The organism is Myxococcus sp. CA040A (genome assembly GCF_013336725.1).
GTDB lineage: Bacteria > Myxococcota > Myxococcia > Myxococcales > Myxococcaceae > Myxococcus > Myxococcus llanfairpwllgwyngyllgogerychwyrndrobwllllantysiliogogogochensis.
Genome location: NZ_JABUMR010000021.1, coordinates 38,354 through 59,289 on the forward strand (window position 1 = coordinate 38,354; position 20,936 = coordinate 59,289).

Annotated in this window: 20 protein-coding genes; 14 read left to right on the top strand and 6 right to left on the bottom strand. The window is 68.2% G+C overall.

Going from position 1 to position 20,936, the window contains the following annotated elements:
* Positions 1-74: 74 nt before the first annotated feature.
* The 4 genes from HUA75_RS44835 to HUA75_RS44850 all read left to right on the top strand — a co-directional run bounded on the left by HUA75_RS44835 (position 75) and on the right by HUA75_RS44850 (position 4,510).
* On the top strand, positions 75-1,223 hold the full coding sequence (locus HUA75_RS44835; protein ID WP_174489954.1) for an AAA family ATPase: 1,149 nt from the start codon (positions 75-77) through the stop codon (positions 1,221-1,223).
* Positions 1,224-1,268: 45 nt separating this feature from the next.
* Complete coding sequence (gene truB / locus HUA75_RS44840) at positions 1,269-2,162, top strand: tRNA pseudouridine(55) synthase TruB (RefSeq protein WP_174489955.1); 894 nt, start codon at positions 1,269-1,271, stop codon at positions 2,160-2,162.
* A 43-nt stretch (positions 2,163-2,205) separates the two neighbouring features.
* Positions 2,206-2,829, top strand: coding sequence for a GNAT family N-acetyltransferase (locus HUA75_RS44845; RefSeq protein ID WP_141648926.1), 624 nt, complete (start codon positions 2,206-2,208; stop codon positions 2,827-2,829).
* A 229-nt stretch (positions 2,830-3,058) separates the two neighbouring features.
* Positions 3,059-4,510, top strand: coding sequence for a hypothetical protein (locus HUA75_RS44850; protein ID WP_174489956.1), 1,452 nt, complete (start codon positions 3,059-3,061; stop codon positions 4,508-4,510).
* 653 nt (positions 4,511-5,163) lie between these two features.
* Here the strand turns inward: HUA75_RS44850 and tkt are convergent.
* From tkt to HUA75_RS44865, 3 genes are all read right to left on the bottom strand, one after another.
* Positions 5,164-7,224, bottom strand: coding sequence for a transketolase (tkt, locus tag HUA75_RS44855; RefSeq protein ID WP_174489957.1), 2,061 nt, complete (start codon positions 7,222-7,224; stop codon positions 5,164-5,166).
* A 149-nt stretch (positions 7,225-7,373) separates the two neighbouring features.
* Positions 7,374-8,582: a VWA domain-containing protein gene (locus HUA75_RS44860; RefSeq protein ID WP_174456217.1), complete on the bottom strand. Its 1,209-nt coding sequence runs from the start codon at positions 8,580-8,582 to the stop codon at positions 7,374-7,376.
* Between the two features lie 5 nt (positions 8,583-8,587).
* A complete protein-coding gene (locus HUA75_RS44865; RefSeq protein WP_141647660.1) occupies positions 8,588-9,436 on the bottom strand; it encodes a MoxR family ATPase in 849 nt (282 codons plus the stop codon).
* Between the two features lie 198 nt (positions 9,437-9,634).
* Here HUA75_RS44865 and HUA75_RS44870 point away from each other — a divergent pair, with 198 nt between their 5' ends.
* From HUA75_RS44870 to HUA75_RS44880, 3 genes are all read left to right on the top strand, one after another.
* A complete protein-coding gene (locus tag HUA75_RS44870) occupies positions 9,635-9,811 on the top strand; it encodes a hypothetical protein (RefSeq protein WP_174489958.1) in 177 nt (58 codons plus the stop codon).
* Positions 9,812-9,972: 161 nt separating this feature from the next.
* A complete protein-coding gene (locus HUA75_RS44875) occupies positions 9,973-10,593 on the top strand; it encodes a vegetative protein (RefSeq protein WP_246137692.1) in 621 nt (206 codons plus the stop codon).
* A 665-nt stretch (positions 10,594-11,258) separates the two neighbouring features.
* A complete protein-coding gene (locus HUA75_RS44880) occupies positions 11,259-11,786 on the top strand; it encodes a hypothetical protein (protein WP_141647659.1) in 528 nt (175 codons plus the stop codon).
* Positions 11,787-11,984: 198 nt separating this feature from the next.
* Here HUA75_RS44880 and HUA75_RS44885 read toward each other — a convergent pair whose 3' ends face one another.
* Positions 11,985-13,682, bottom strand: coding sequence for an MASE1 domain-containing protein (locus HUA75_RS44885; RefSeq protein WP_174489959.1), 1,698 nt, complete (start codon positions 13,680-13,682; stop codon positions 11,985-11,987).
* A gap of 530 nt (positions 13,683-14,212) precedes the next feature.
* Here HUA75_RS44885 and HUA75_RS44890 point away from each other — a divergent pair.
* The 3 genes from HUA75_RS44890 (at position 14,213) to HUA75_RS44900 (ending at position 16,698) form a co-directional block, all read left to right on the top strand.
* The gene (locus HUA75_RS44890; RefSeq protein WP_141647657.1) at positions 14,213-15,325 is read left to right on the top strand and encodes a 3-oxoacyl-ACP synthase III family protein; all 1,113 of its coding nucleotides are present in this window, start codon (positions 14,213-14,215) and stop codon (positions 15,323-15,325) included.
* A gap of 39 nt (positions 15,326-15,364) precedes the next feature.
* Positions 15,365-15,982 (top strand): DUF2378 family protein, encoded by a 618-nt coding sequence (locus HUA75_RS44895; protein WP_141647656.1) that lies wholly within the window; start codon positions 15,365-15,367, stop codon positions 15,980-15,982.
* 131 nt (positions 15,983-16,113) lie between these two features.
* Entirely contained in the window at positions 16,114-16,698 is a 585-nt protein-coding gene (locus tag HUA75_RS44900; protein ID WP_246137691.1) for a hypothetical protein, read from the top strand.
* 70 nt (positions 16,699-16,768) lie between these two features.
* Here HUA75_RS44900 and HUA75_RS44905 read toward each other — a convergent pair whose 3' ends face one another.
* Complete coding sequence (locus HUA75_RS44905; RefSeq protein ID WP_246137690.1) at positions 16,769-17,419, bottom strand: hypothetical protein; 651 nt, start codon at positions 17,417-17,419, stop codon at positions 16,769-16,771.
* A gap of 107 nt (positions 17,420-17,526) precedes the next feature.
* Here HUA75_RS44905 and HUA75_RS44910 point away from each other — a divergent pair, with 107 nt between their 5' ends.
* Positions 17,527-17,985 carry a MarR family winged helix-turn-helix transcriptional regulator gene (locus tag HUA75_RS44910; RefSeq protein ID WP_141647655.1) on the top strand — a complete coding sequence of 153 codons (459 nt, stop codon included), beginning with the start codon at positions 17,527-17,529 and terminating at the stop codon, positions 17,983-17,985.
* On the top strand, positions 17,982-18,437 hold the full coding sequence (locus tag HUA75_RS44915) for a hypothetical protein (protein WP_174489960.1): 456 nt from the start codon (positions 17,982-17,984) through the stop codon (positions 18,435-18,437). Before HUA75_RS44910 ends, HUA75_RS44915 begins: the two co-directional genes overlap by 4 nt.
* 4 nt (positions 18,438-18,441) lie before the next feature.
* On the opposite strand, the gene HUA75_RS44920 is transcribed toward HUA75_RS44915, so the two are convergent.
* Complete coding sequence (locus tag HUA75_RS44920; protein ID WP_141647653.1) at positions 18,442-18,924, bottom strand: nuclear transport factor 2 family protein; 483 nt, start codon at positions 18,922-18,924, stop codon at positions 18,442-18,444.
* A gap of 142 nt (positions 18,925-19,066) precedes the next feature.
* Between HUA75_RS44920 and def the strand changes: the two genes are divergently transcribed.
* Together def and HUA75_RS44930 are read left to right on the top strand one after the other, a co-directional pair.
* On the top strand, positions 19,067-19,576 hold the full coding sequence (gene def / locus HUA75_RS44925; protein WP_141647652.1) for a peptide deformylase: 510 nt from the start codon (positions 19,067-19,069) through the stop codon (positions 19,574-19,576).
* A gap of 17 nt (positions 19,577-19,593) precedes the next feature.
* Positions 19,594-20,295 (top strand): sterol desaturase family protein, encoded by a 702-nt coding sequence (locus tag HUA75_RS44930; RefSeq protein ID WP_174468614.1) that lies wholly within the window; start codon positions 19,594-19,596, stop codon positions 20,293-20,295.
* The last annotated feature ends 641 nt before the right edge of the window (positions 20,296-20,936 follow it).

Sequence of the window (20,936 nt, forward strand, 5' to 3'; positions counted from 1 at the left end):
GGTCCGTCGCGAGTGTGACGGACCTCCAGAGCACCGTTGCGGTGGGAGGTGGGCGAGCTAGGGTGGGGTGCTCGATGCCCATCCAGCGCTTGCGGATTTCCGGATACCGCTCGGTGCGTCAGCTCTCCCTGGAGCTGGGCCCGGTGAATGTCATTGTCGGAGCCAACGGCAGTGGCAAGACGAACCTGTACCGCGCGCTGTACCTGTTGGTGGCGGCGTCGGAGGGGAGGCTCGCGCGCACCCTGGCGGAAGAGGGCGGCACGCCGAGCGTGTTGTGGGCGGGTTCGCGGGGCGCGAAGCAGCCGGTGCGGCTGACGGTGCAGGTGGAGATGGGCGAGCTGGCGTACGAGCTGAGCTGCGGCATCGTCCCCAACCTCCCGCGCTCCACGGACCCCTTCAAGCTGGACCCGGAGGTGAAGTCGGAGCACCTGTGGGCCTGGTCCGGGGGGCGCAAGGTGGTGCTGATGGAGCGCAAGGACCGCACGGCCTTCATGCGGGACGCCGACGGGAAGCGGGTGACGTTTCCCACGCAGCTCTGGAACTCGGAGTCGGTGCTGGACCAGTTGGGCGAGCCACACCGTTTCCCGCGCTTGTCGGAGGTGCAGCGCACGTTCTCCGCGTGGCGCTTCTATCACCACTTCCGCACGGACCCGGACGCGGCCATGCGGCATCCGCGCGTGGGCGTGAGGACGCCGGTGCTGGCGCATGACGGCGCGGACCTGGCGGCGGCGCTGCTGACCATCCTCCGGATTGGGGACACGCGCGGTCTGGAGCAGGGCATCGACGATGCGTTCCCGGGAGCTCGGCTGGAGGTTCGCTCCAGTGAGGGACGCTTCAGTCTGTTCCTGCACATGCCGGGGTTGAGCCGGCCCATGGCCGCGTCCGAGCTGTCCGATGGAACGTTGCGCTACCTCTGCTTGCTGGCGGCGCTCTTGAGTCCGCGCCCTCCGCCGTTCCTCGCGTTGAACGAGCCGGAGACGAGCCTGCATCCGGACCTGTTGGAGCCTCTGGGGCGGCTCGTGCTGAGGGCGGCGAGGGACAGCCAGGTCTGGGTGACGACGCACGCGGAGCCCCTGGCGCGCACGGTGGCGCAGGCCTCACGCTGTTCGCCTGTGTATCTGGTGAAGCGGGACGGAGCCACGCAGGTGGAGGGAGCCCTGGATGGCGATTCCTCCGACTTCGTCGAGGAAGAGGACGAGGAAGAAGAGGACCGGGGTGGTTGAGCACGTCGCGGAGTCCATGACGCGTGTTCTCCATCGGGAGCACGCATGACGCCGGGCCTCTACAGTGTGCACAAACCGGTGGGGCCCACGAGCTTCTCGGTGGTGCAGTCCTTCCTGGAGGAGGCGCGGGCCGTGCCGGGCAAGCGCCTGCCGATATGCCACGGTGGGACGTTGGACCCGTTCGCGGAAGGGCTGCTCCTGGTGCTGGTGGGGCAGACGACGCGACTGTTCGAGCTGCTGCACGCGGTGCCCAAGACGTACGAAGCGGACGTGGTCTGGGGCACGGAGACGGACACGGGAGACCTGCACGGCAAGCCCGTGCTCCAGGGGGACGTGTCTCGCCTGACGCCCGGGTTGCTCGATGCCGCGCTCGCGCCCTTCGTGGGCTGGCACGAGCAGGTGCCACCGGCCACGAGCGCGAAGAAGGTGGGAGGCGAGCCCGCGTATCGCAAGGCCCACCGGGGCGAGGTGGTGGAGCTGCCGCCCTCTCGCGTGTACCTGCACTCGGCCCGGTGGCTCTCGCACGAGCTGCCGCGCACCAGTCGCCTGACGCTGACCTGTCGAGGGGGCTACTACGTCCGCTCGCTCGCGAGGGACGTGGGGCGTGCGCTCGGCTGTGGCGCGCACCTGTCCACGCTGCGGCGCACGGCGATAGGGCCGTGGACGGACCCGGCGCCGGGGACGCGCGTGGGCTCACAGGGCCGGGCCCTGCTGCCCTGGGCGCGGGTGCGTCCCCTCACGGACCTGGAGGTGGGCGAGCTGCGTCGCGAGCGGTCCATCCCCCTGAGCGGCACGCTGCCTCCGGACTGGCGCCTGCCGGCGGGCTTCCCCGACCCCGAGGCCCCGGTGCGAGGCTTCCATCAGGGCCGGCTCACGTTCCTGCTGCGCGAGCGTGAGGGCGCTCTGTGGAGCGACACAGAGCTGAGAGGCGGCCTGTAACGAAGGGGTGCCGCGAGCCTTCGCGCCCACTACCTTCTCGCGCATGTCCCTCGACATCGAGATTCAGGAGCTGACGCCGAAGCTGTGGCCGGCGCTCGAGACGCTGTTCGGGAAGAACGGCGCGTGCGCGGGCTGCTGGTGCATGTTCTGGCGGCTGGAAGAAGGCGAGCGCTTCGCGGACGTGAAGGGCGCGCCCGCGAAGCAGCGGATGAAGGCACTGGTGGACGAGGGCAAGGCGCAGGGCCTGCTGGCCTTCGTGGACGGACACCCCGTGGGCTGGCTCACGCTGGGGCCGCGCCGGAGCTTCCCGCGCCTGGACCGCGCACCGAGCCTCCGGTGTGACGACGCGGACGACGTCTGGTCGGTGCCCTGCTTCTTCATCCACAAGGACTTCCGGGGCCAGGGCGTCGCCACGGTGCTGCTGAAGGCCGCGCTGGACGTGATGCGTCAGCGGGGCGCGCGCACCGTGGAGGGATATCCCGTGAAACCTCCCAAGGGGTCCGCGCGTACATCCAATGCGTCCGCGTACACGGGCACGGTGCCGTTCTTTGAAAAACAGGGGTTCGAGCTCGTGGCCGAGCGGCCTCAGGGCAAGCAGCGCGTGCGCAAGGCCCTGGCCTCGCCGGCGCGCGCGCCGCGTCGAGCCGCGAGCAAGCGGATCCGGTAACTCCAGTCACCACTTCGGGGGATCCGGTGACTCTGGTCACCACCTGGGGGGCCTTCCCCCTGGTGACGACTGTCATCGGTGGTGACAGTTGTCACCACCCCTCGTGGAGGGGCTGGTGCCGCCTAACCCCTTGAATACAGGCCGGAAGTGAAGGTGGGTAACCGGAGGAGATGTGTGGCACGCCGCGAGCAATAGGGGTGCTCACAACGACTTACTTCGGAGAAACCAAATGTCCGTCGCCACCTCCTTCAACTCCGCTCAGAAGACCCTGGCTCGCACCGAGTCGAAGCTCGAGAAGCTGGAGGGCAAGCTGGAGCGCGCGCTGGTCAAGGAGCACCAGCTGCTGAAGGACCTGCGCCACATGATGAAGCACCACGCGCCGCACCAGCAGGCGGGCCGTCCGGGTGGCGACAGCTTCGACAAGGGTGGGTGCTTCCCGTCCAAGCCGCTGCCGAACGAGTGGAGCCCGCTGGACCTGGGCGCGCTGAGCGAGACGAACAAGCTGGACCAGACGAAGGGCCCCATCACCGCGGACCAGCTCACCAAGGCCATTCAGCGCGGCACGGGTGACCACGACGGCCAGGCGGCGAAGGGCGAGTACCGCGCGTTCGCGGAGTGGGCGGAGAAGAACCAGGACCGCCTCACGCCCGAGGCGAAGCAGGTGATGGACCGCTTCTCCAAGTTCGCCGCGGAAAGGAAGGCCAACGGCCACCAGGACGGCGACTGGCGGAAGATGATCAATGACATGAAGGGCGTGGGCGACAAGGGCGCGGAGAAGGCGCTCGCGGGCCTGGACAAGCTGCCCAAGCCCATCTCCGGCGATGACATGGCGAAGGCCATCCGCAGCGGCACGAAGGACGCGGACAACAACACCGCGGACGAGCTGAAGGCCTTCCAGGACTGGGCCAAGAAGAACGGCGACAAGCTGTCGCCCGAGGCCAAGGAAGTGATGGGCAAGTTCGAGAAGCACGCGACCAAGGCGATGGCCACGGGCGACAAGGACCTGAGCTCCACCGAGTGGTCCAAGATGATGAAGGACTTCAAGAGCGTGGGCGACGTGAGCGCTCGCGACTCGCTGGCGAAGCTGGACAAGGAGAACGGGCCCATCTCCGGTGAGGACCTGCTCGGCGCCATCAAGCAGGGCGCGGGCGACGCGGACGGCAACTCCACCAAGGAGCTGGCCGAGTTCCAGAAGTGGGCGGCGAAGAACAAGGACCGGCTGACGCCCGAGGCGCAGAAGGTGATGGAGACGTACGAGAAGCACTCGAAGACGGCGGGCCCCAAGGGCCTGGACAAGCCGGGCTTCGACGCGATGGTGAAGGACGCCTCGCAGCACAAGACCTTCCACGACGCGTCCATGCGCACCGCGCTGGAGACGCTGGATGGGAAGAACGGGAAGATCTCCGCCAGGGACCTGACCAACGCCATCAGCAAGGGCGCCGGTGACCTCGACGGCCAGGCCGCCGGGCTGGAGTACGCGGACCTCCAGAAGTGGGCGCGCCAGAACTACGACCGCCTCAGCCCGGACGCGCGCAAGGTGGTGGACACCTACGAGAAGTACGCCACCCAGTCGCTGGCCAAGGGCGAGACGGGCATCGCGAACTCCGACTTCCAGAAGATGGTGAAGGAGATGGAGCAGCTCAGCGTGGTGCGCCCGCCCCCGCGCTTCATCACTGCCTGATTCCGAAGCGAAGTCCGGGCGCGGCGGCGCGGACGAGAACCGCCGCGCCGTTGCCCCTGCCTCCGAGGAGTCCAGGTGGTCGGAAGGAGCGACCCACCACCTGGACCTGTCGAGGCACAAGCCAGGCCTCGGTCCGAGGGAGCCCCGAGGTGTCCGGGCGAGGTGGAGGGGATGGCGCCGGGAGATGCGGCGCGAGTGCGTGTACCGAGGCTCGGCATGCACGATGCAATGAAGTCAGGGAGTCAGCGGCACCGTGGCACGACGACCGCACCAGGGTGAGGCGGGGACGGGGGGCGAAGGGGTGCGGACTTTTGGGTGGGACGTGGGAGCGACCGGAGCCGGGGGGCTTCGAGTCGGGCAAGGGGCTCCCGTGAACCCACGATGATTTGAGCAACGCGGCTCTCGTGCGGCAACGGGAGTGGCTGTTCGGGCTCCCCGATTTGTTGGGGGATGAGTCGGGGGCCTTTTCTTGATGCGGAGCCTCTCTTTAAGAGGGGCATCGGGTGCTCGGGCTGTTGGGGGATGGCCCGAGTCCCTTTCTTTTGGAAGGACAGTGGCGAGGACTGAAGCAAGAAGGGCCCCGGACCGTTGGGGGATGGTCCGGGGCCCTCGTCTTTTTCAGCGTCGCGCGTCGGGCGCGCGGGTGACGGTGACTACGCCTTGGCCTTGGCCAGCGTGTCCTTGGCCACCTTCACCACGTTGTCGACGGTGAAGCCGAACTTCTGCTGGAGCGCCTTGATGGGGGCGGACGCGCCGAAGCTGCGCATGGCGACGATGCCGCCCTCGAAGCCGACCCAGCGCTCCCAGCCGAACGCCGCGCCCTTCTCCACCGCGACGCGCGCGCGCACGGTGGGAGGCAGCACGCTGTCGCGGTACTCCTGGGACTGGCTCTCGAACAGCTCCCACGAGGGCAGGCTGACGACGCGGGACTTGATGCCCTCGGCCGTGAGCTTGTCGTGGGCGTCCAGGCACAGGGACACCTCGCTGCCGGTGCCGATGAGCACCACCTCCGGCTTGCCGCCCTCCGCGTCCGCCAGCACGTAGCCGCCCTTGGCGACACCAGACGCCGCGCCGTACTTGGTGCGGTCCACGGTGGGCACGGCCTGGCGGGTGAGGACGAGGACGACGGGGTGGCTCTTCTGCTGGCCGATGACCCGCCACGCCTCGACGACTTCGTTGGCGTCGGCGGGACGCAGCACGATGAGGCCGGGGATGGCGCGCAGGCTGGCGAGCTGCTCCACGGGCTGGTGCGTGGGGCCGTCTTCGCCCAGGCCGATGGAGTCGTGCGTGAAGATGTGCAGCGCGGGCAGCTCCATCAGCGAGGACAGGCGGATGGCGGGGCGCTCGTACTCACTGAAGATGAGGAACGTGGCGCCGTAGCCGCGCACCTTGCTCAGGCACAGGCCGTTGACGATGGAGCCCATCGCGTGCTCGCGCACGCCGAAGTGGATGTTGCGGCCGGCGTGCTCGCCGGGCTTCATGGACTCGGAGCCGGTGATGTACGTCTTCGTGGACGGGTTGAGGTCGGCCGAGCCACCCACCAGCCACGGGTAGTTCTTCGCGACGGCGTTGAGCACCTTGCCGCTGGACTCGCGGGTGGCCATGCCCTTGGCGTCGGTGGGGAACGTCGGCAGCTCGGAGTCCCAGCCCTTGGGGGCTTCACGGCGCTGCATGCGCGTCAGCTCGTCGGCCAGCTCGGGGAACTGCTTCTGGTACTCGACGAAGCGCGCATCCCACGCCTCGCGCAGCTTCTTGCCGCGGGCGCCCATGCGGTCCTGGAAGCGCTCGCGCACGCCCTCGGGGACCAGGAACTTCGCGTCCTCGGGCCAGCCGTAGTTGCGCTTGGTGCCCTTGATTTCCTCGTCGCCGAGCGGCTCGCCGTGAGCCTTGGACGACCCCTGGAGCTTGGGGGCGCCGTAGGCAATCTGGGTGGTGACGATGATGAGGGTGGGCTTGCCCCGCAGCGTCTTGAAGGTGTGGAGGGCCTCGCCCAGGACGGTCAAATCGTTGGCGTCCGGCACGCGCAGCACGCGCCAGCCGTAGCCCTCGAAGCGGCGGCCCACGTCCTCGGTGAAGGCCAGGTCGGTGCTGCCGTCGATGGAGATGTGGTTGGAGTCGTAGAGCCAGCAGAGGTTGGGCAGCTGGAGGTGGCCGGCGATGGACGCGGCCTCGGACGCGACGCCTTCCATGAGGTCGCCGTCGCCGCAGATGGCGTAGACGTCATGGGAGAACATCTCGAAGCCGGGCTTGTTGAAGTGGCCGGCGAGCCAGCGGCTGGCGATGGCCATGCCCACGCTGTTGGCCACGCCCTGGCCCAGGGGACCCGTGGTGGTCTCCACGCCGCTGGTCCACCGGTACTCGGGGTGGCCGGGGGTGGCGGAGTCCAGCTGGCGGAACTTCTGGATGTCCTCGAGCGAGACGCTCAGGGCCTCCTCGACCTTGTAGTCGCGGGTGACGCGCTTGACGCCGGCCAGGTGGAGCAGCGCGTACAGCAGCATGGACGCGTGGCCGTTGGAGAGGATGAACCTGTCGCGGTCCGGCCAGATGGGGTGGGACGGGTCATACCGGAGCTCTTGCTGCCAGAGCTGGTAGGCGACGGGGGCCAGGGACATGGGAGCCCCCGGGTGGCCCGAGTGGGCTTGCTGTACCGCATCCATGGCCAGGGTGCGGATGGTGTTGATGCTCAGCACGTCCTGCTGATTGTCGGTCGTCATAAGGTCCTCGTGCTCCGGGCTCACGCGCGGCGCACCATGCCGTAACTGACGCCGGGGCGCCGCACGAAACGAGCGCCCCTGGCCGCCCGCAGTCCTTCAGTCCACGGGCCCCGGGAATTCCCCGCCCCGGAGGGGGGAGGCGAGCGACTTCAGCGCCGCGCCGCCGCGCCCTTCACGGTGCGTCCGCGAGTCAGGTGGGCCACCGCCTCACCCAGCCCCTCCACGGTGAGGGAGAACATGGGGAACACCTGGGCAATCATCGCGATGGAGCCCGAGCGCCACGAGCCCATCGGCTCCGGGTTGAGCCACACGTTGCGCTCGAAGTGCTGGGCCAGTTGCATCAGCCACGTCAGCCCTTCCTGTCCGTCCGCCTTGTAGCGCCCCTCGGCGTCCGTGCGGATGGCCAGCTCGTACGGCGCCATGGACGCATCGCCCACCAGGACGAGCTTGTGGTGCCGTCCCACCTGCGCCACCAGCTCCGGCACCGTCATGCCGCCGGTGAGCTGGGGCGTGGCGTAGAGCTTTCCGTAGACGCAGTTGTGAAAGTAATACGTTCGCAATTCCTTGAAGTGCGTGGCCTGGCTCGCGACGGAGAACAGCCGGCTCATCACCGCGGCGTAAGGGTCCATGGAGCCGCCCACGTCCATGGCCAGCACCACGCGGGTGTTGGGCCTGCGCGGAGGCCGCGTCACCACCTCCAGCTCGCCCGCGTTGCGAGCGGTGGCGGAGATGCTCTCGTCGATGTCCAGCTCGTCCGGCGCTCCGTCTCGAGCGAACGCGCGCAGCTTGCGCAGCGCCACGGCCATCTGCCGCGTGTCGAGCACCAGGTCGTCGCGATACCCCGCGTACTTGCGTGCTCCCGCCTGCATCATCGCCATGCCCTGCTTGCCGCCGGCCTTGCCCCCCACGCGCATGCCGCCGCGCGAGAAGCCGTTGTTGCCGAACGGTGACGTGCCGCCGGTGCCAATCCACCGGTTGCCGCCGTCGTGGCGTTCTTTCTGTTCGCGAAGGCGCTCCTCGAACAGGCGACGAATCTCCTCGGGGTCCAGCGCCTCCAGGAGCGCCATCTCCTCGGGCGTCAGTTGGGGCCGCTCGCGCGCCTCCTCCAGCCAGGACATCAGCTCCTGCGTCAGCTCCAGGCCCGCGGTCTCCACGCCCTGGAAGTGGGAGAGGAACGCCTGGTCGAACGAGTCGAGCTGCGTCTCCGAGTGGACCAGGAGCGCGCGCGCCACGTGGTAGAAGCCGTCGAGGCTGCTGTCATGGAGGCCCGCCTTCAGGGCTCCCGCCAGGGCGAGCGCCTCCTGCGCGCCCACCTTCACGCCCCGTCGCCGCAGCTCGTAGAAGAATGGCAGGAACATGGCTTTCAGGCCCGCGAGCGCCGACCGCGTCCGAAGGCCTCGGCCACGGAGACCAGGTCCTGCTCCTTCTTCAGCAGGGCGCCGAGGAACGGCAGGTTCTCGTCCAGCTTCAAGTCGTTGATGCCCTGGGCCTTGAGCACGGCAATCCAGTCGATGAGCTCGCTGGTGGAGGGGCGCTTGCGCAGGCGGGTGAAGCCGCGCAGCTCGTAGAAGACCTTGAGGACCTGGTCGGTGAGCGCGGCGTCGAGCCCCGGGTGGTGCACGTCGACGATGCGGCGCATCAGCTCCGCGTCGGGGAAGTCGATGAAGTGGAACACGCAGCGGCGCAGGAACGCGTCCGGCAGCTCCTTCTCGTTGTTGGACGTAATGACGACGATGGGGCGGTGTTTCGCGGCCACCTCGTCGTTCGTCTCGGTGACGCGGAAGCGCATCCGGTCCAGCTCGTGGAGCAGGTCGTTGGGGAACTCGAGGTCCGCCTTGTCGACCTCGTCGATGAGCAACACGACGCGCTCGGGGGCGGAGAACGCCTCGCCCAGGGGGCCCATGCGGATGTATCGGCGGATGTCTCGCACGTCGCCGTCGCCGAAGCGCGAGTCATACAGGCGCTGCACGGTGTCGTAGACGTACAGGCCGTCCTGCGCGCGGGTGGTGCTCTTGACGTGCCAGGTGAGCAGCTTGTGGCCCAGGGCCTGGGCGATGGCCTCCGCCAGCAGCGTCTTGCCGGTGCCCGGCTCGCCTTTCACCAGCAGGGGGCGCTGGAGGGTGAGGGCACAGTTGACGGCGGCCTGGAGGCCCTCGTGGGTCAGGTAGGAATCGGTGCCTCGGAAGCGGACGGAAGGAGGGGCCGGAGTCATGTCCCGGCTCCTTTAACATCCACGACGTCGCCGCGGGGGCTCGGGTCCATCCCTGGGAGGGGGCTGCTCGGCGGGCCGCTGTCCCTCCCTCCGGGGCACGTCAGACCCTTTCCCTATCCTCGTTCGTATCCCAGCAAGGCCAAGGAATGCGGTGGGTCGCGTTCTTGGTGGGAATCCGAGTGCTTGGAGGCATCCGTCGTGGGTCACCCGTTCGTCGTCACGTTGTTGTTTGTGTGGGCGCTCTCCTCGATGGTGCGCTCCTGCCCGACGGCGACCGCCCTGCTGCCCGAGCGCCCCGTGACGGTGGAGACCCAGGCCTCGGTGATGCCCAAGCCGGTGGTGGAGACGGTGCCGTCGCCTCATGTTCCAGGCTGATACGTCTGTTTCAGGATGGCCCCCGGGTCTGAGACTTCTGCTCGGAGCAGGACCCTGGGGAGGGGGCTGGGGCTGAAAATCGCTCGGGGGATGACCGTTGGCGCGCGTCGTGCAGCGGATTTCCCGCCGATAACCCAGGACGGCGTATATCCTCCCGTCACATGTCCATTGCGAACGAGCTTGGAGAGATGTTCCGGCGCGAGCTGCAGTCCCAGCTAGTGCCCTTGCAGCAGGCGGTGAATCGGTTGGAGGAGGGCCTTGAGGCCCTGGACATGCTGCGTTCAGTGACGTTCCGCCTGGCGCCGCTGACCAGCCGGTTGGGAGCGCTGGCGGGAGTGCGTCCCGCGGCGACGACGCGGCAGGCGGCGGTGTTGCCGGCGCCGGCGGTGAAGCGTGGCAAGCCGGGACGTCGTCCCACGGCGCAGGTGGAGTTGCCGTTGGTGGCGACGCGTGGCGCGGCGGCGAAGGCGCCGGTTGCGGTGGCGCGTGGAGCGAAGACGGCGGATGGCTCGCGTTCGTGCGCCATCATCGGGTGCAAGCGCCCCAGCCGTTCGAAGGGGTATTGCTCGGCGCACTACCAGAAGCTGCGGTTGCTGATGCGCACGGACCGTCGTCCGACGGCGTGGGTGGATGACGCCCGGCCGCAGTCGGTGCAGGACGTGAAGCTGCCGCGCGGTCGTGCGGCGAGCAAGGCGCTGCAGGAGGCCCAGCCGGTGGCCGCGAAGCGTGGCGCGTCCCGGTCCAAGACGGCGGCGCGTGGCAAGAAGGGCAGGATGGCGTAGCTGAGGGGAGTCGCGGAAGGTTCGCGCTCCACTCGCTGTCCATTCGAGGTGGGCTCCTGAAGTGAGGGAGCCCGCCGCCCCGTTCGAGTGTCCCTGAGGAGGGCCGCTGCGCGAGGCGTGTATCCAGGCCGTGAGTTTTTCCGGTCCGTGGGGCCTGTTCCACAATGACGGAGCCGAGGCCGCGTGGGTCGCGCCCGTCCATGCGACGCGGCTGTCGTCCTGAGTCAGTCCACTCCCGCCCCGAATGGAGGCGAGGCCGCGCGGGTCGCGCCCGTCCAGACGACGCGGTTGTGTCCTGAGGCGTCCACCCAGGCTCAAGCGGAGCCGAGGCCGCGCGGGTCGCGTCCGTCCATGCGACGCGGCCGTGTTCTGAGGCGGTCCACCCCCAGCCCGAGCGGAGGCGTGCTCGCAAGCACGACGCCCGACAGGCCCACCGACGTCCTGAGCCGCGAGCCGCCCTGTGAGGCGATGTGCTCGGGTGCAAGGGAGAGGACGCGAATGGGTGTGTCGCGCTCCTGCCCTGCGAGCCGGCGTGTGCCGAACACCCCGGGAAGCCCCTGTTTCTTCAGGGCGGGAGAGCGTCGTCCAGGCGGGCGTGTGGATGGCGGACAGCGGGGCGCGCGCTCCCGTTGACAGTAAGGGTCCCGTGATGGGATTCGGGCGCCATGAGTGAGCAAGGCTATCCAGTCACCGTGGCGGTGCGGCGCCCTGATGGGCGAGTGGAACAGGTGCGAGTCGGCACGGCGTTCAAGAATGAAGAAGGCTTCACGCTGAGGATGGGCGAGCTGTCCATCGGCGGAACGCCGGATGCGGCGTCGGCGGCGCCTCGTCGCGCGGCGGCGCCCAGTGGCGGCGGCGGCGGTGGTGGCGGCGGGGACGGAATGGTCTTCCCGAACTACGGCCGCAGCAAGGGCGCGCCGGTCGCGGGCGCGAGCATGCAGGACCTCGAGTTCTATGCGAACGGCGCGCGCCGCTCGCTGAACGACCCGAGCAAGTCGCGCTGGCACGACAAGGAGCGCCAGTTGCTGAGCGCCATCGAGGCGGAGATGGCCCGGCAGCAGGGTGGTGGCGGTGGTGGTGGCAACGAGGGCTACGGCAATCGTGGGGGCGGGGACGGCTACGGCAGCCGTGGAGGTGGCGGCTACCAGGATGACGTTCCGCCGCCGAGCGATGACGACAACATCCCGTTCTGAAGTGAAGTGACGGGCGCCCTGTCACGGGGCGCTCGTGAGTCGGGACACGGACACCGTGCGAAACACGGTGTCCGGACCGGCTCGCAAGCAGGAGTACGGAGGCGTGAGGACGTCCGCGCCGTGCGCAGGGCCGTCGAGCAGGAGCGCGGTGCGCCCCGGTGGCCTGGTCTCACGACGACAACGTGGACCGCCACTCACTCAGGCCGCGGCCTGGGGTGCACTGGCGCACGGGAGCCACACGGTGAAGGTGGTGCCCTGGCCGACGGCGCTGTCGACGGTGACCTCTCCGTGGTGTCCATCGACGATGCGGCGGACGATGGCGAGTCCCAGTCCGGTGCCACTGGCGCGAGTGGTGAAGAAGGGCTCGAAGATGCGCTGTTGGACCTCGGGAGCAATCCCGTGCCCGGTGTCGGAGATGGTGAGCCGGGCGTGAAGAGTCCCGGAGCGCGTCTCCGGCTCGATGCGAGTGACGAGGCTGCCGCCCGAGGGCATGGCCTGCACGGCATTGGTGAACAGGTTGGTGAGGGCGACGTGGAGCAGGTGGGCATCCAGGTCGATGGGAGGCAGCGGCTCGTCCAGGGTCCGCGAGACGTTGATGCCCGAGGGCCCCGAGCGCAGTGAGGCGCTCAAGGCGCCCTCCACCACGGGGCCGAGCGCCTGGGTCCGCAGTCGTGGCTCCATGGGGCGGGTGAAGTCGAGCAGGTCATTGACGATGAGGTCCAGGCGCTGGACTTCCTCATCCATGATGACCAGCAAGGTGCCCGCGGGCCCATGGGCCGTCTGGGGCGCGAGTCGGCGGATGGCGGCGAGCGCGTTGGAGATGGCGCCCAGGGGATTGCGGACCTCGTGGGCCACGGTGGCGCTCAGCTCTCCGAGGGCGGCCATGCGCTCGCGTCGCACGAGGGTGGCCTGGGTGGCGGCGAGCGTCTGCAGGGACTGGCGCAGCTCCTGGTTGAGGTGGCTCACCTCTTCCTGGGCGCGACGGCGCTCGCTGAGGGCGCTGGCGAGGAGCAGTCCGGACACGCTGGCCACGGCGAGGAAGGACTGGAGGAAGGTGAGGCTGTCGTTGTGCCAGGCGAACTGGGCGAAGGGGCCGTTGCCGTGGGCGGTGTGCCAGAGGGCGAGCGAGGACATCACCGCGGTGGCCATGGTGGTGCCCCGGGCCTCGAAGCGCAGGGCGGCCCAGAGCAGGAAGGGGAAGGACAGGTAGGTGACGGGGTGGAAGGTGGCGGGAGGCGCGGCGGTGGGCGGCATGCTGAACACCCACTGGGTGGTCACGCCGAGCAGCAGCAGCAGGGCCGCCAGTTCCAGCCGTCGTTGCCGGTTCCACCCGTCGAGTCCCCGTGAGAGCCAGGTGAGCAGCAGGGGCGCCACCAGCAGCACGCCCATGGCGTTGCCCACCCAGAACACCCGCCACGAGGGCCAGAAGTCACTGGGTGCCAGGCGCAGGGCCGACAGCATCATCCCCATGCCCAGGGTCGCGCTGATGAGCGTGCTACCGAGGGCGGCCAGTCCCACCAGTCCCAGCACGTCCCGCACGCGGTCCATCGCCGGGTGGAGTCGCACCAGTCGCCGCAGGAGCACGGCGCCCACCATGGCCTCGAGCAGGTTGCCGGCGGCGATGACGAAGCTGGTGGAGGTGATGGGTCCGTGGGAGTCGCCGACGACGAGCGGCTCCACGAGGATGGCGGCGAGGGCGAGCAGCGGCCACTCCCGGTGTCGCGTGAGCAGGAGCCCCACGAGCGCCACGCCGCTGGGGGGCCACATGGCGGAGACCAACTCGGGAGGGAAGGCCAGCACCGCGCCCAGCCGCACGCCGAGCGCATAGGTCGCGGTGAAGAGCACGAGCCGGAGGAGGGGCTGCCAGCGACGGGGATAGGACTTGAACGAGGGCACGTCCCATTCGTCGGGCCTCGCTCGGGACATGCGTCGCGACGAGGCGGTGGGTTCCGACGCCTTTCGGTCGACGGAGACTGGCATGGGCCTGCCTGCGCCGGGAAGCACCCGACCTCCTGGATGCGGACGGCTTCCGGCTCGGTCTGGAAATCAGGAGACCTCCACGCGCGTAGCAGTGGGGTGGGTCCAGGATGTCTCGGCACTCAGAGTACGCAATCACTTGCAATACAGGGGTTTCCCTGAGGTCACCGCCCGCTTTGCGTGGAGCATCCGCGCACGGAAAGTAAATGTATCGCCGGGCTTGCTTCGGATTTGGTGCGAAACGCTTCATTTTTGAAGCACGGGCCTCCTCTCAGTAAATCCGTGGGATTGCTGAGTCGGATGTGCGCAAGAAGCTTCAAGACTGAAGCTGCTTCCGACGCGGTGCACCGTCATTTCAAGGGCTTCGTTTCTGGCGTGAATCCTGCTCGACAGAACAGGCCAGGGAATCCCTCCCATCCGGCGTGGCGGTGAAAAGACGAGGCCATGAAATGACACCCAATGTCTGTGTCGTCGGAGCCGGGGCTTTCGTTCCATCGCGTCGGGTGAGCAATGCGCGCATCGCCCGGGCCATTCCTGGGTGGCCCGCGGAGCGCATCGAGGAGAAGCTGGGCATCCGTGAGCGGCGCTTCCTCTGGGACATCGACGAGGCGACGGGACGCGCGGTGCCTCCGCCGGAGGATGACGGCCACATCTACCCCGCGACGAACACGGACATGTGCGAGGTGGCGCTGCGCAAGGCGCTGACGGGCGCGGGCGTGGAGGCGGGGGAGCTGGACGCGCTCTTCGTCGTCACGTGTACGCCGGACGCGCCGCACTTCAACCATGACGCCATGCAGCTGCACCACCGGCTGGGGCTGCGGGAGGACGCCTTCGCGTTGGTGGTGGATGACGGATGTGGTGGCACGACGTACGTGTTGGACCTGGTGAAGAAGATGATGGACGGGGGCCGCTTCCGCACGGTGGCGGTGGTGGCCTCGGCCTTCACGTCGCCGCTGGTGAACCGGGAGGTGTACCTGGACGAGCTGCCTCCGGGGCCGGGTCGGGCCAAGACGCTCCAGGGCTACCTCTCCATGTACGTGTTCGGGGACGGGGCGGGCGCGGTGGTGCTCCAGACGAAGCAGGACGCGCCGGCGGGGGCGGGCATCCTCGCCTCCTTCTCGGGCAACGCGCATGGGGACCTGGTCATCCGCAAGGGGGGCGGGGTGTTGAAGCTTCCCTACCAGCCAGGGCGGTCGCGTCCGGCGGACATGGCCTTCGTGGTGGATGGGTTTCGCGTGGCGCGCAGCTATCCGGAGTACATGCAGAAGTGCCTGGACACGGTGTTGAATCCCAGACCCGAGCTGAAGGGTGAGGTGAAGCGGTACTACTTTCACCAACCCAACAAGCGGGTGATGGATGCCTTCGTGTCGCGCGCGGGGCTTTCGCCCGAGACTGTCGCTTGCAATGTTGACTTGTATGGAAATACGTCGGCGGCGGGGATGCTCATCCTGCTGGCGGAGGACCTGGAGGCGGGTCGCGTTCGACTGGGTGCGGGGGACATTGTGTTGGTGGCGGCCGTTGGAGCGAATATCCACTACGGCGCGCAGTTGATTCGGCTGTAAACTTCGAGTGCCTCCTTCCCCCCGTGGAGACACCGTTTGATGACAGACATGAAGCAGAAGTCGGACGTGCTCGAGCCCCACCTCGCGCGCGAGTTGGAGGAGCGAGTCTCGTTGGCGACGCGCGAAGACACCGCGCGCGGATTGTTTTTCAATGGCGTGCTTGGCGCGGTGAAGGTGCTTGGTGGCGAAAGCGCGGTACAGCAGTGCCTCGCCGTCGCGGGAGAAAAGAAGTACGTCGATTTCTTCAACTACCCGGTGGCGGCGTTCCTGCGGCTGTCTTTCACGGCGGCGCAGGTGATGGGGCCGCAGCTCGGTGGGTTCGACCCGGCGTTGCGGAGGATGGGCGTACAGGCGACGTCGGACTTCCTGTCCTCGGCGGCGGGCAAGACGCTGCTGTTGTTGGCCGGGAACAGCCCGAAGCGGATGCTGGGCAACCTGCACTCGGGCTACCGGGCGGCGGTGAGCTACGGTGAGCGCGGCGTGACGTGGACGAGCGATACGAGTGGCGTCTTCACGATGAAGCGCGACTTCATGACGCCGGCCTATCACGAGGGTGTGCTCCAGGCGGTCATCGAGGCGATGGGCGGAACGCAGGTGCACGTGAGCGGCAAGAAGACGGGGCCGCTCGACGCCGAGTACACGCTGTCCTGGCAGTAGCAGCGGCCTCCAGGCGCGCGCGGTAAGGAGGGGCCGTGCGCGCCAGGGGCTCATGGGCCAACGGGTAGAGGCTGTCGGCGGGCAGGGACCCGGATGCGTGCGGGCTCCAGGACTCTCAAGAGGAGGAACCTATGTCGCGGTGGCACGGTGGTGCGGTGGTGCTGGGTGCGTGGGTGATGCTGGCGGGAGTCCCCGAGGCGCGAGCGGCGGAGGAGGTCTACCAGTTCCGCACGCAGGAGGACCCGACGAAGCCCCCGGACGCGGCGGTGTGCGCGGCGGCGCCGTTCGAGACGACGGTGAAGCTGGGCGCGAGCATCTACGTGCCGAAGAGCCGCGAGCGCGACGGCAAGTGGGTGAGCCGGGGAGAGAAGAGCGTGGGGTCGGCGACGGCGTGCCTGCGAATCACCGACACGCGCTTTCCGGCGGGGCAGCAGATACCGGCGCACATGCGTTTCAATCTGCCGGAAGGGAGCTTCACGGCCTCTGGGACGTGCACGCTCGTGAGCAACGACGTGCCGGTGGCGGGGCTCGTGCTGGCGGGGTGTGCGCTGAAGCTGGTGGAGGCGCCGAGCGGCTACGCGGGCGGCACGGTGTCGAGCACCAGTGTGTTCAACCCTGGGAAGCTGCCTGGCTATGCGACGGGCTCGAACTACACGCTCTACGTGTACCGGGCCGAGGCCCCGAAGGCCGCCGGAGCCAAGGCCCCCGCGCCCTGAGCCGCCCGCGCCCTCGCGTGCGTCGAGAGTGCCGGGTTGAGCCCCTTGAGAGGCAAGGGTCCACCCTTCGTCACAGTCGGACGGGGGTGTACCAGGGCTCTCGGCGGTGCGAGGCGGCGGTGCGGACCGGGTCGGGTGGCTGGGGGACGCTGGTGTAGTGGAGGCGATAGCCGCGCGGCAGCGTCTTCCAGTACGTCACATTCCAGGGAGTGAGCGCCTCGCCGCGCTTCGACTCGGGAACGGGGCGGTTTCCATCGCCGAGCTCCTCGTGGAAGCGAAACTCCGCCTCGGCGATGTCGAGACTCAGGGCTTCGATGACCCAGGACTCCGGGGCGTCGTTGACGCTGGGCTCCTCGCCGGCGTTGACGTAGCGGCTCCAGTCGGGCCGGGCCTGGGTCTCCCAGAGCGCACCTCCCGAGGGCGTGAGTTCATAGACCTGGATGGAGCGCGGACGGGGCCGGAGGATGGCCTGGGAAATCGCCTCGGGGGTGAAGAGCTCCTCCATGCCGTCCGGGTGTTCGTGGATGCGGATGAGGTCCCGCTCGGCGAGTCCGGCCAGGCGCTCGCACAGCTCCTCGTGGGAGAAGCGAGGGTCATCGCGCATGTTGAGTGAGCCCGCGGGGTCCGGCGACACGAGCAGCTGAAGGGGCGTCGGCAGCTCCAGGGCTGCCTCCAGGAGCCAGAGGTCCAGGAGGTCCACGGGCGCGTTCTCGGGGAGCATTCCTGGAGGATAGAGCATCGGGTGGGGGGCTGGGCACGGGTTGGCTGCCGGACGATTCATTTCGTTTTCGGAAATTCCGAAAACGGAGCGGTTGTTAGAGAAGCGCCATGAAGCGGCTCCGATTCGTCCTGGAAGTGCACCGGGCCACCCACCGCATCGGCCTGTTCCTGGAGGCGGTCGAGCCTCCCTTGGGGCTCTCGCAGGGGGAGGCCCACCTCTTGGCGTACTTGTTGGAAGCGGGGGACACCTCGCTGAGCGAGCTGCACGCGGCCTTCGCACACAAGCGCTCCACGCTGACCAGCTACATGGACCGGTTGGAAGCGAAGCGTCTGGTGAAGCGGGAGGCGAGGCCCGAGGACCGTCGCTCGTTCCAGGTATTGCTGACGGGAGCGGGCCGGGCGTTGGCCACGCGGGTCCACCGCCGGCTGGAAGTCCTGGAGGCCGCGGTGCTGGAGCGGCTGGGCGACGAGGATGTGGAGGGCCTGACGACGGGGCTCGAGGCGCTCGCCGAGGTGGACCACGTGGCCCGCCCGGAGCGCAAGTCGAAGCCGAAGGTGAAACCGTGAGCGTGGAAGGGGGCGACCTGGGGGACGCGGACTTTCTCGCGGCGGTGGAGGCGGCCACCTATCCGGGAGAGCGGTTCCGTCACCGGGAGCACCTGCGGCTGGCCTGGCTGTGCCTGCGCGCGGAAGGCTTCGAGGCGGGGCTGGCGCGGCTGCGCGACCTCATCCGGCGCTACGCCACGACGCTCGGGGCGGCGGGCAAGTATCACGAGACGCTGACCCGGGGCTGGGCGGAGCTCGTCCAGGGGGCGATGGACGAGTCACCGGGGAGCGCGTCCCTGGAGGCCTTGTTGGAGACGACCCCGGAGCTGGCCGACGCGAAGCTGTTGGCGAGGCACTACCAGAAGGAGACGCTGGACTCGGCCGAGGCACGAGCTTCCTGGGTGGCACCGGACCTGAAGCCGCTGCGAGCAGGGGCCGCCCTTCGAGGAATCGGAGGGAGCGCGCTCCGGTAGAGGGTCAGGGGCCCGTGAGGTTGTGGTCGCGCATGTACTTGTCCAGGGTGCGTCGGGCCTGGGTGCGGACCTTGTTCCGGAGGAAGGGCGTCCATCCGAGGACGAGCCCCGTGGGCCCGAGTGCCTGACGAGACCAGGTCCAGAAGTCGAAGCGGTCTTGGTGGCGGACAATCTTCCCGTCGCGGAACTCGAACTCCGCGTCGATGCGGTTGAGGACTTTCCGGCCGGTGGTGGCGAAGGTGTAGAGGGCATCCCAGTGGGCGCGACCGGTGCGGTCATCGGCCTGGACGTCGCGGTAGGTGACCTGCAGGTCCTTGCCGCGCTCGCAGAGCATGGTCCACATGGCGGTGGTGCTCCCGTGGCGCAGGCCAATGAAGACGGAGTCGGAGAACTCCACGTCCGGGTGGTAGCAGGCGTTCATGGCCTTCGAGTCACGGCGCTGGAACGCCGAGTAGAAGTCGACGATGAGCTGGGAGTGCGGATTCATGCGGGGAGGTCTACCAGACCTGTGCTCGCCCATGCTGGGGCGTCCCGGGAGTTTTCGGGAGGGGACGGCCGAGGTGGCGAAGACCTCATCTGGAGCCTTCCGGCGTGGCACCGGGTGGGGGGCACATGGCAAATTGCGCCCCATGGCTCGCGACATCGTCATCTGGCCGCACAAGGTCCTCACCTCGCCCACGAAGCCCGTGACGGACTTCGGTCCCTCGCTCCAGACGCTCCTGGAGGAGATGGCCGAATCCATGAAGGAAGCCGAAGGCATCGGCATCGCCGCCAATCAGGTGGGCGTGTCGCTGCGCGTGGCCCTGGTGGGGCGTGAGGACGGGACGTCCTTCGAAATCGTCAACCCACAAATCCTGGAGCGGAAGGAGAACGTCACGTTGGAGGAGGGCTGCCTCTCCGTCCCGCGTGAGTGGGAGAAGTGCCCGCGGTTCCACCGGGTCAAGGTCCGCTACCAGGACAGGACAGGGGAGTGGCACGAGGTGGAGGCGGAAGGGCGCCTGGCGCACGTCCTCCAGCACGAAATCGACCACCTGGATGGCCACGTCTTCGTGGACCACCTTTCCGGGCTGAAGCGCACGCTCATCCTGGACAAGATGAAGAAGCTTCAGAAGACGAAGGCTCGGCAGAAGGACAGCTGAGCGGCTCGGGAGGGAACGTGGCGCCTGGCACCATTCCCGAGCGGGTGACGGCCTTCCGCGAGCAGTACCGCGGTGAGCATGTCGGTCCCCGCTACTCTGGCCGGGCGCACTTCGCCTTCACGAGTCTGGGCTCGCTGGGCGTCATCCTCCTGGCGCTCTCTCGAGTAGAGGCGGTGCGTCCCTGGGAGTGGCTGACGGTTCCCGGGGTCTTCTTGCTGGGGAACGTGGTGGAGTTCCTGGGGCACCGGGGGCCCATGCACCACAAGAGGCGGGGGCTGGGGCTGCTCTTCCAGCGGCACACCGAGCAACACCACCGCTTCTTCACCCACGACGCCCTGGCCTACGAGTCCTCCCGGGACGTGAAGATGGTGCTCTTCCCGCCGGTGTTGCTCCTCTTCTTCCTGGGAGCTGTCGCCGCGCCGCTGGGAGTGCTCACCTTCCTGGTGTCGACGCGGAACGTGGGCTGGCTCTTCGTGGCGTCGACGGTGGGCTACTACCTCTCTTACGAGTGGCTCCACTTCTGCCACCACCTGCCGCCCGAGCACCGACTGGCCCGACTCCGGCCGCTGGGCTGGCTTCGCAGGCACCACCAGGCGCACCACGACCCCTCGAAGATGGGGCGCTGGAACTTCAACATCACCGTTCCGCTCTCGGACTGGTTGTTCGGGACGCTGGCCTCGCCCCCAACGTCGGAGGGCGGGCGGAGGGCCGACCCCTGATGCCGAGGAAGCCTTCCTGGGGCGTCGGGGGTTCACGAAATGCGGTTCGGTGGATAAATCCTGCGGACCGATCATCCGGTATTTGACGGACGACAGGTGACGAGGTACTAACTGGACCCCTGCTCGACGCCTTGGTGCCCCGGCACCTGACGGCGAACGGACGGGGGAAGTAAACGGTCGACGAAGGTTGTTGACCTGGGACGCGGCGGTGATAGAAGCCGCGCCCCCTGGCCGAAACGGTGATCGCGGTAACCCACCGGGGCGGACGCAGGAAAAAAGACGGAGCCAACCAAATAGGTTGATCCGGGGCGCGGTGGTGATAGAAGCCGCCCTCTCGAAAGAAGCAGCGGAAGCCACTGGGCGGCGCTGGAGACTTCGGGAAGCAGCAAAGAAGAAAAGCGAAACTGGGTGGTTGACAGGGAGCGCGAAGATGAAATAGAAGAGGCGCCCCGCTGACGCCGGAAAGAAGTAGAAGGCGGCAGCAAGGTAGCAGGAAGTCGCGGATGAAACAAGTGGCTCGGTCTTTGAAAACCAAATAGCAAGCCCAAGAAGAAGAGAAGGATTGCGGAAACCGCAGTCAATCTTTGAGAAGGCACCAGCAAGGGAGCGCTGAGAAGCGCATACCAGCAGTGCCTGCAGTG

Bases quoted from the DNA above. Each gene is read 5' to 3' on its own strand.
- HUA75_RS44835 (WP_174489954.1), top strand. From the start codon at position 75: ATGCCCATCCAGCGCTTGCGGATTTCCGGATACCGCTCGGTGCGTCAG.
- truB (WP_174489955.1), top strand. From the start codon at position 1,269: ATGACGCCGGGCCTCTACAGTGTGCACAAACCGGTGGGGCCCACGAGC.
- HUA75_RS44845 (WP_141648926.1), top strand. From the start codon at position 2,206: ATGTCCCTCGACATCGAGATTCAGGAGCTGACGCCGAAGCTGTGGCCG.
- HUA75_RS44850 (WP_174489956.1), top strand. From the start codon at position 3,059: ATGTCCGTCGCCACCTCCTTCAACTCCGCTCAGAAGACCCTGGCTCGC.
- tkt (WP_174489957.1), bottom strand. From the start codon at position 7,224: ATGACGACCGACAATCAGCAGGACGTGCTGAGCATCAACACCATCCGC.
- HUA75_RS44860 (WP_174456217.1), bottom strand. From the start codon at position 8,582: ATGTTCCTGCCATTCTTCTACGAGCTGCGGCGACGGGGCGTGAAGGTG.
- HUA75_RS44865 (WP_141647660.1), bottom strand. From the start codon at position 9,436: ATGACTCCGGCCCCTCCTTCCGTCCGCTTCCGAGGCACCGATTCCTAC.
- HUA75_RS44875 (WP_246137692.1), top strand. From the start codon at position 9,973: ATGTCCATTGCGAACGAGCTTGGAGAGATGTTCCGGCGCGAGCTGCAG.
- HUA75_RS44880 (WP_141647659.1), top strand. From the start codon at position 11,259: ATGAGTGAGCAAGGCTATCCAGTCACCGTGGCGGTGCGGCGCCCTGAT.
- HUA75_RS44890 (WP_141647657.1), top strand. From the start codon at position 14,213: ATGACACCCAATGTCTGTGTCGTCGGAGCCGGGGCTTTCGTTCCATCG.
- HUA75_RS44895 (WP_141647656.1), top strand. From the start codon at position 15,365: ATGACAGACATGAAGCAGAAGTCGGACGTGCTCGAGCCCCACCTCGCG.
- HUA75_RS44900 (WP_246137691.1), top strand. From the start codon at position 16,114: ATGTCGCGGTGGCACGGTGGTGCGGTGGTGCTGGGTGCGTGGGTGATG.
- HUA75_RS44905 (WP_246137690.1), bottom strand. From the start codon at position 17,419: ATGCTCCCCGAGAACGCGCCCGTGGACCTCCTGGACCTCTGGCTCCTG.
- HUA75_RS44910 (WP_141647655.1), top strand. From the start codon at position 17,527: ATGAAGCGGCTCCGATTCGTCCTGGAAGTGCACCGGGCCACCCACCGC.
- HUA75_RS44920 (WP_141647653.1), bottom strand. From the start codon at position 18,924: ATGAATCCGCACTCCCAGCTCATCGTCGACTTCTACTCGGCGTTCCAG.
- def (WP_141647652.1), top strand. From the start codon at position 19,067: ATGGCTCGCGACATCGTCATCTGGCCGCACAAGGTCCTCACCTCGCCC.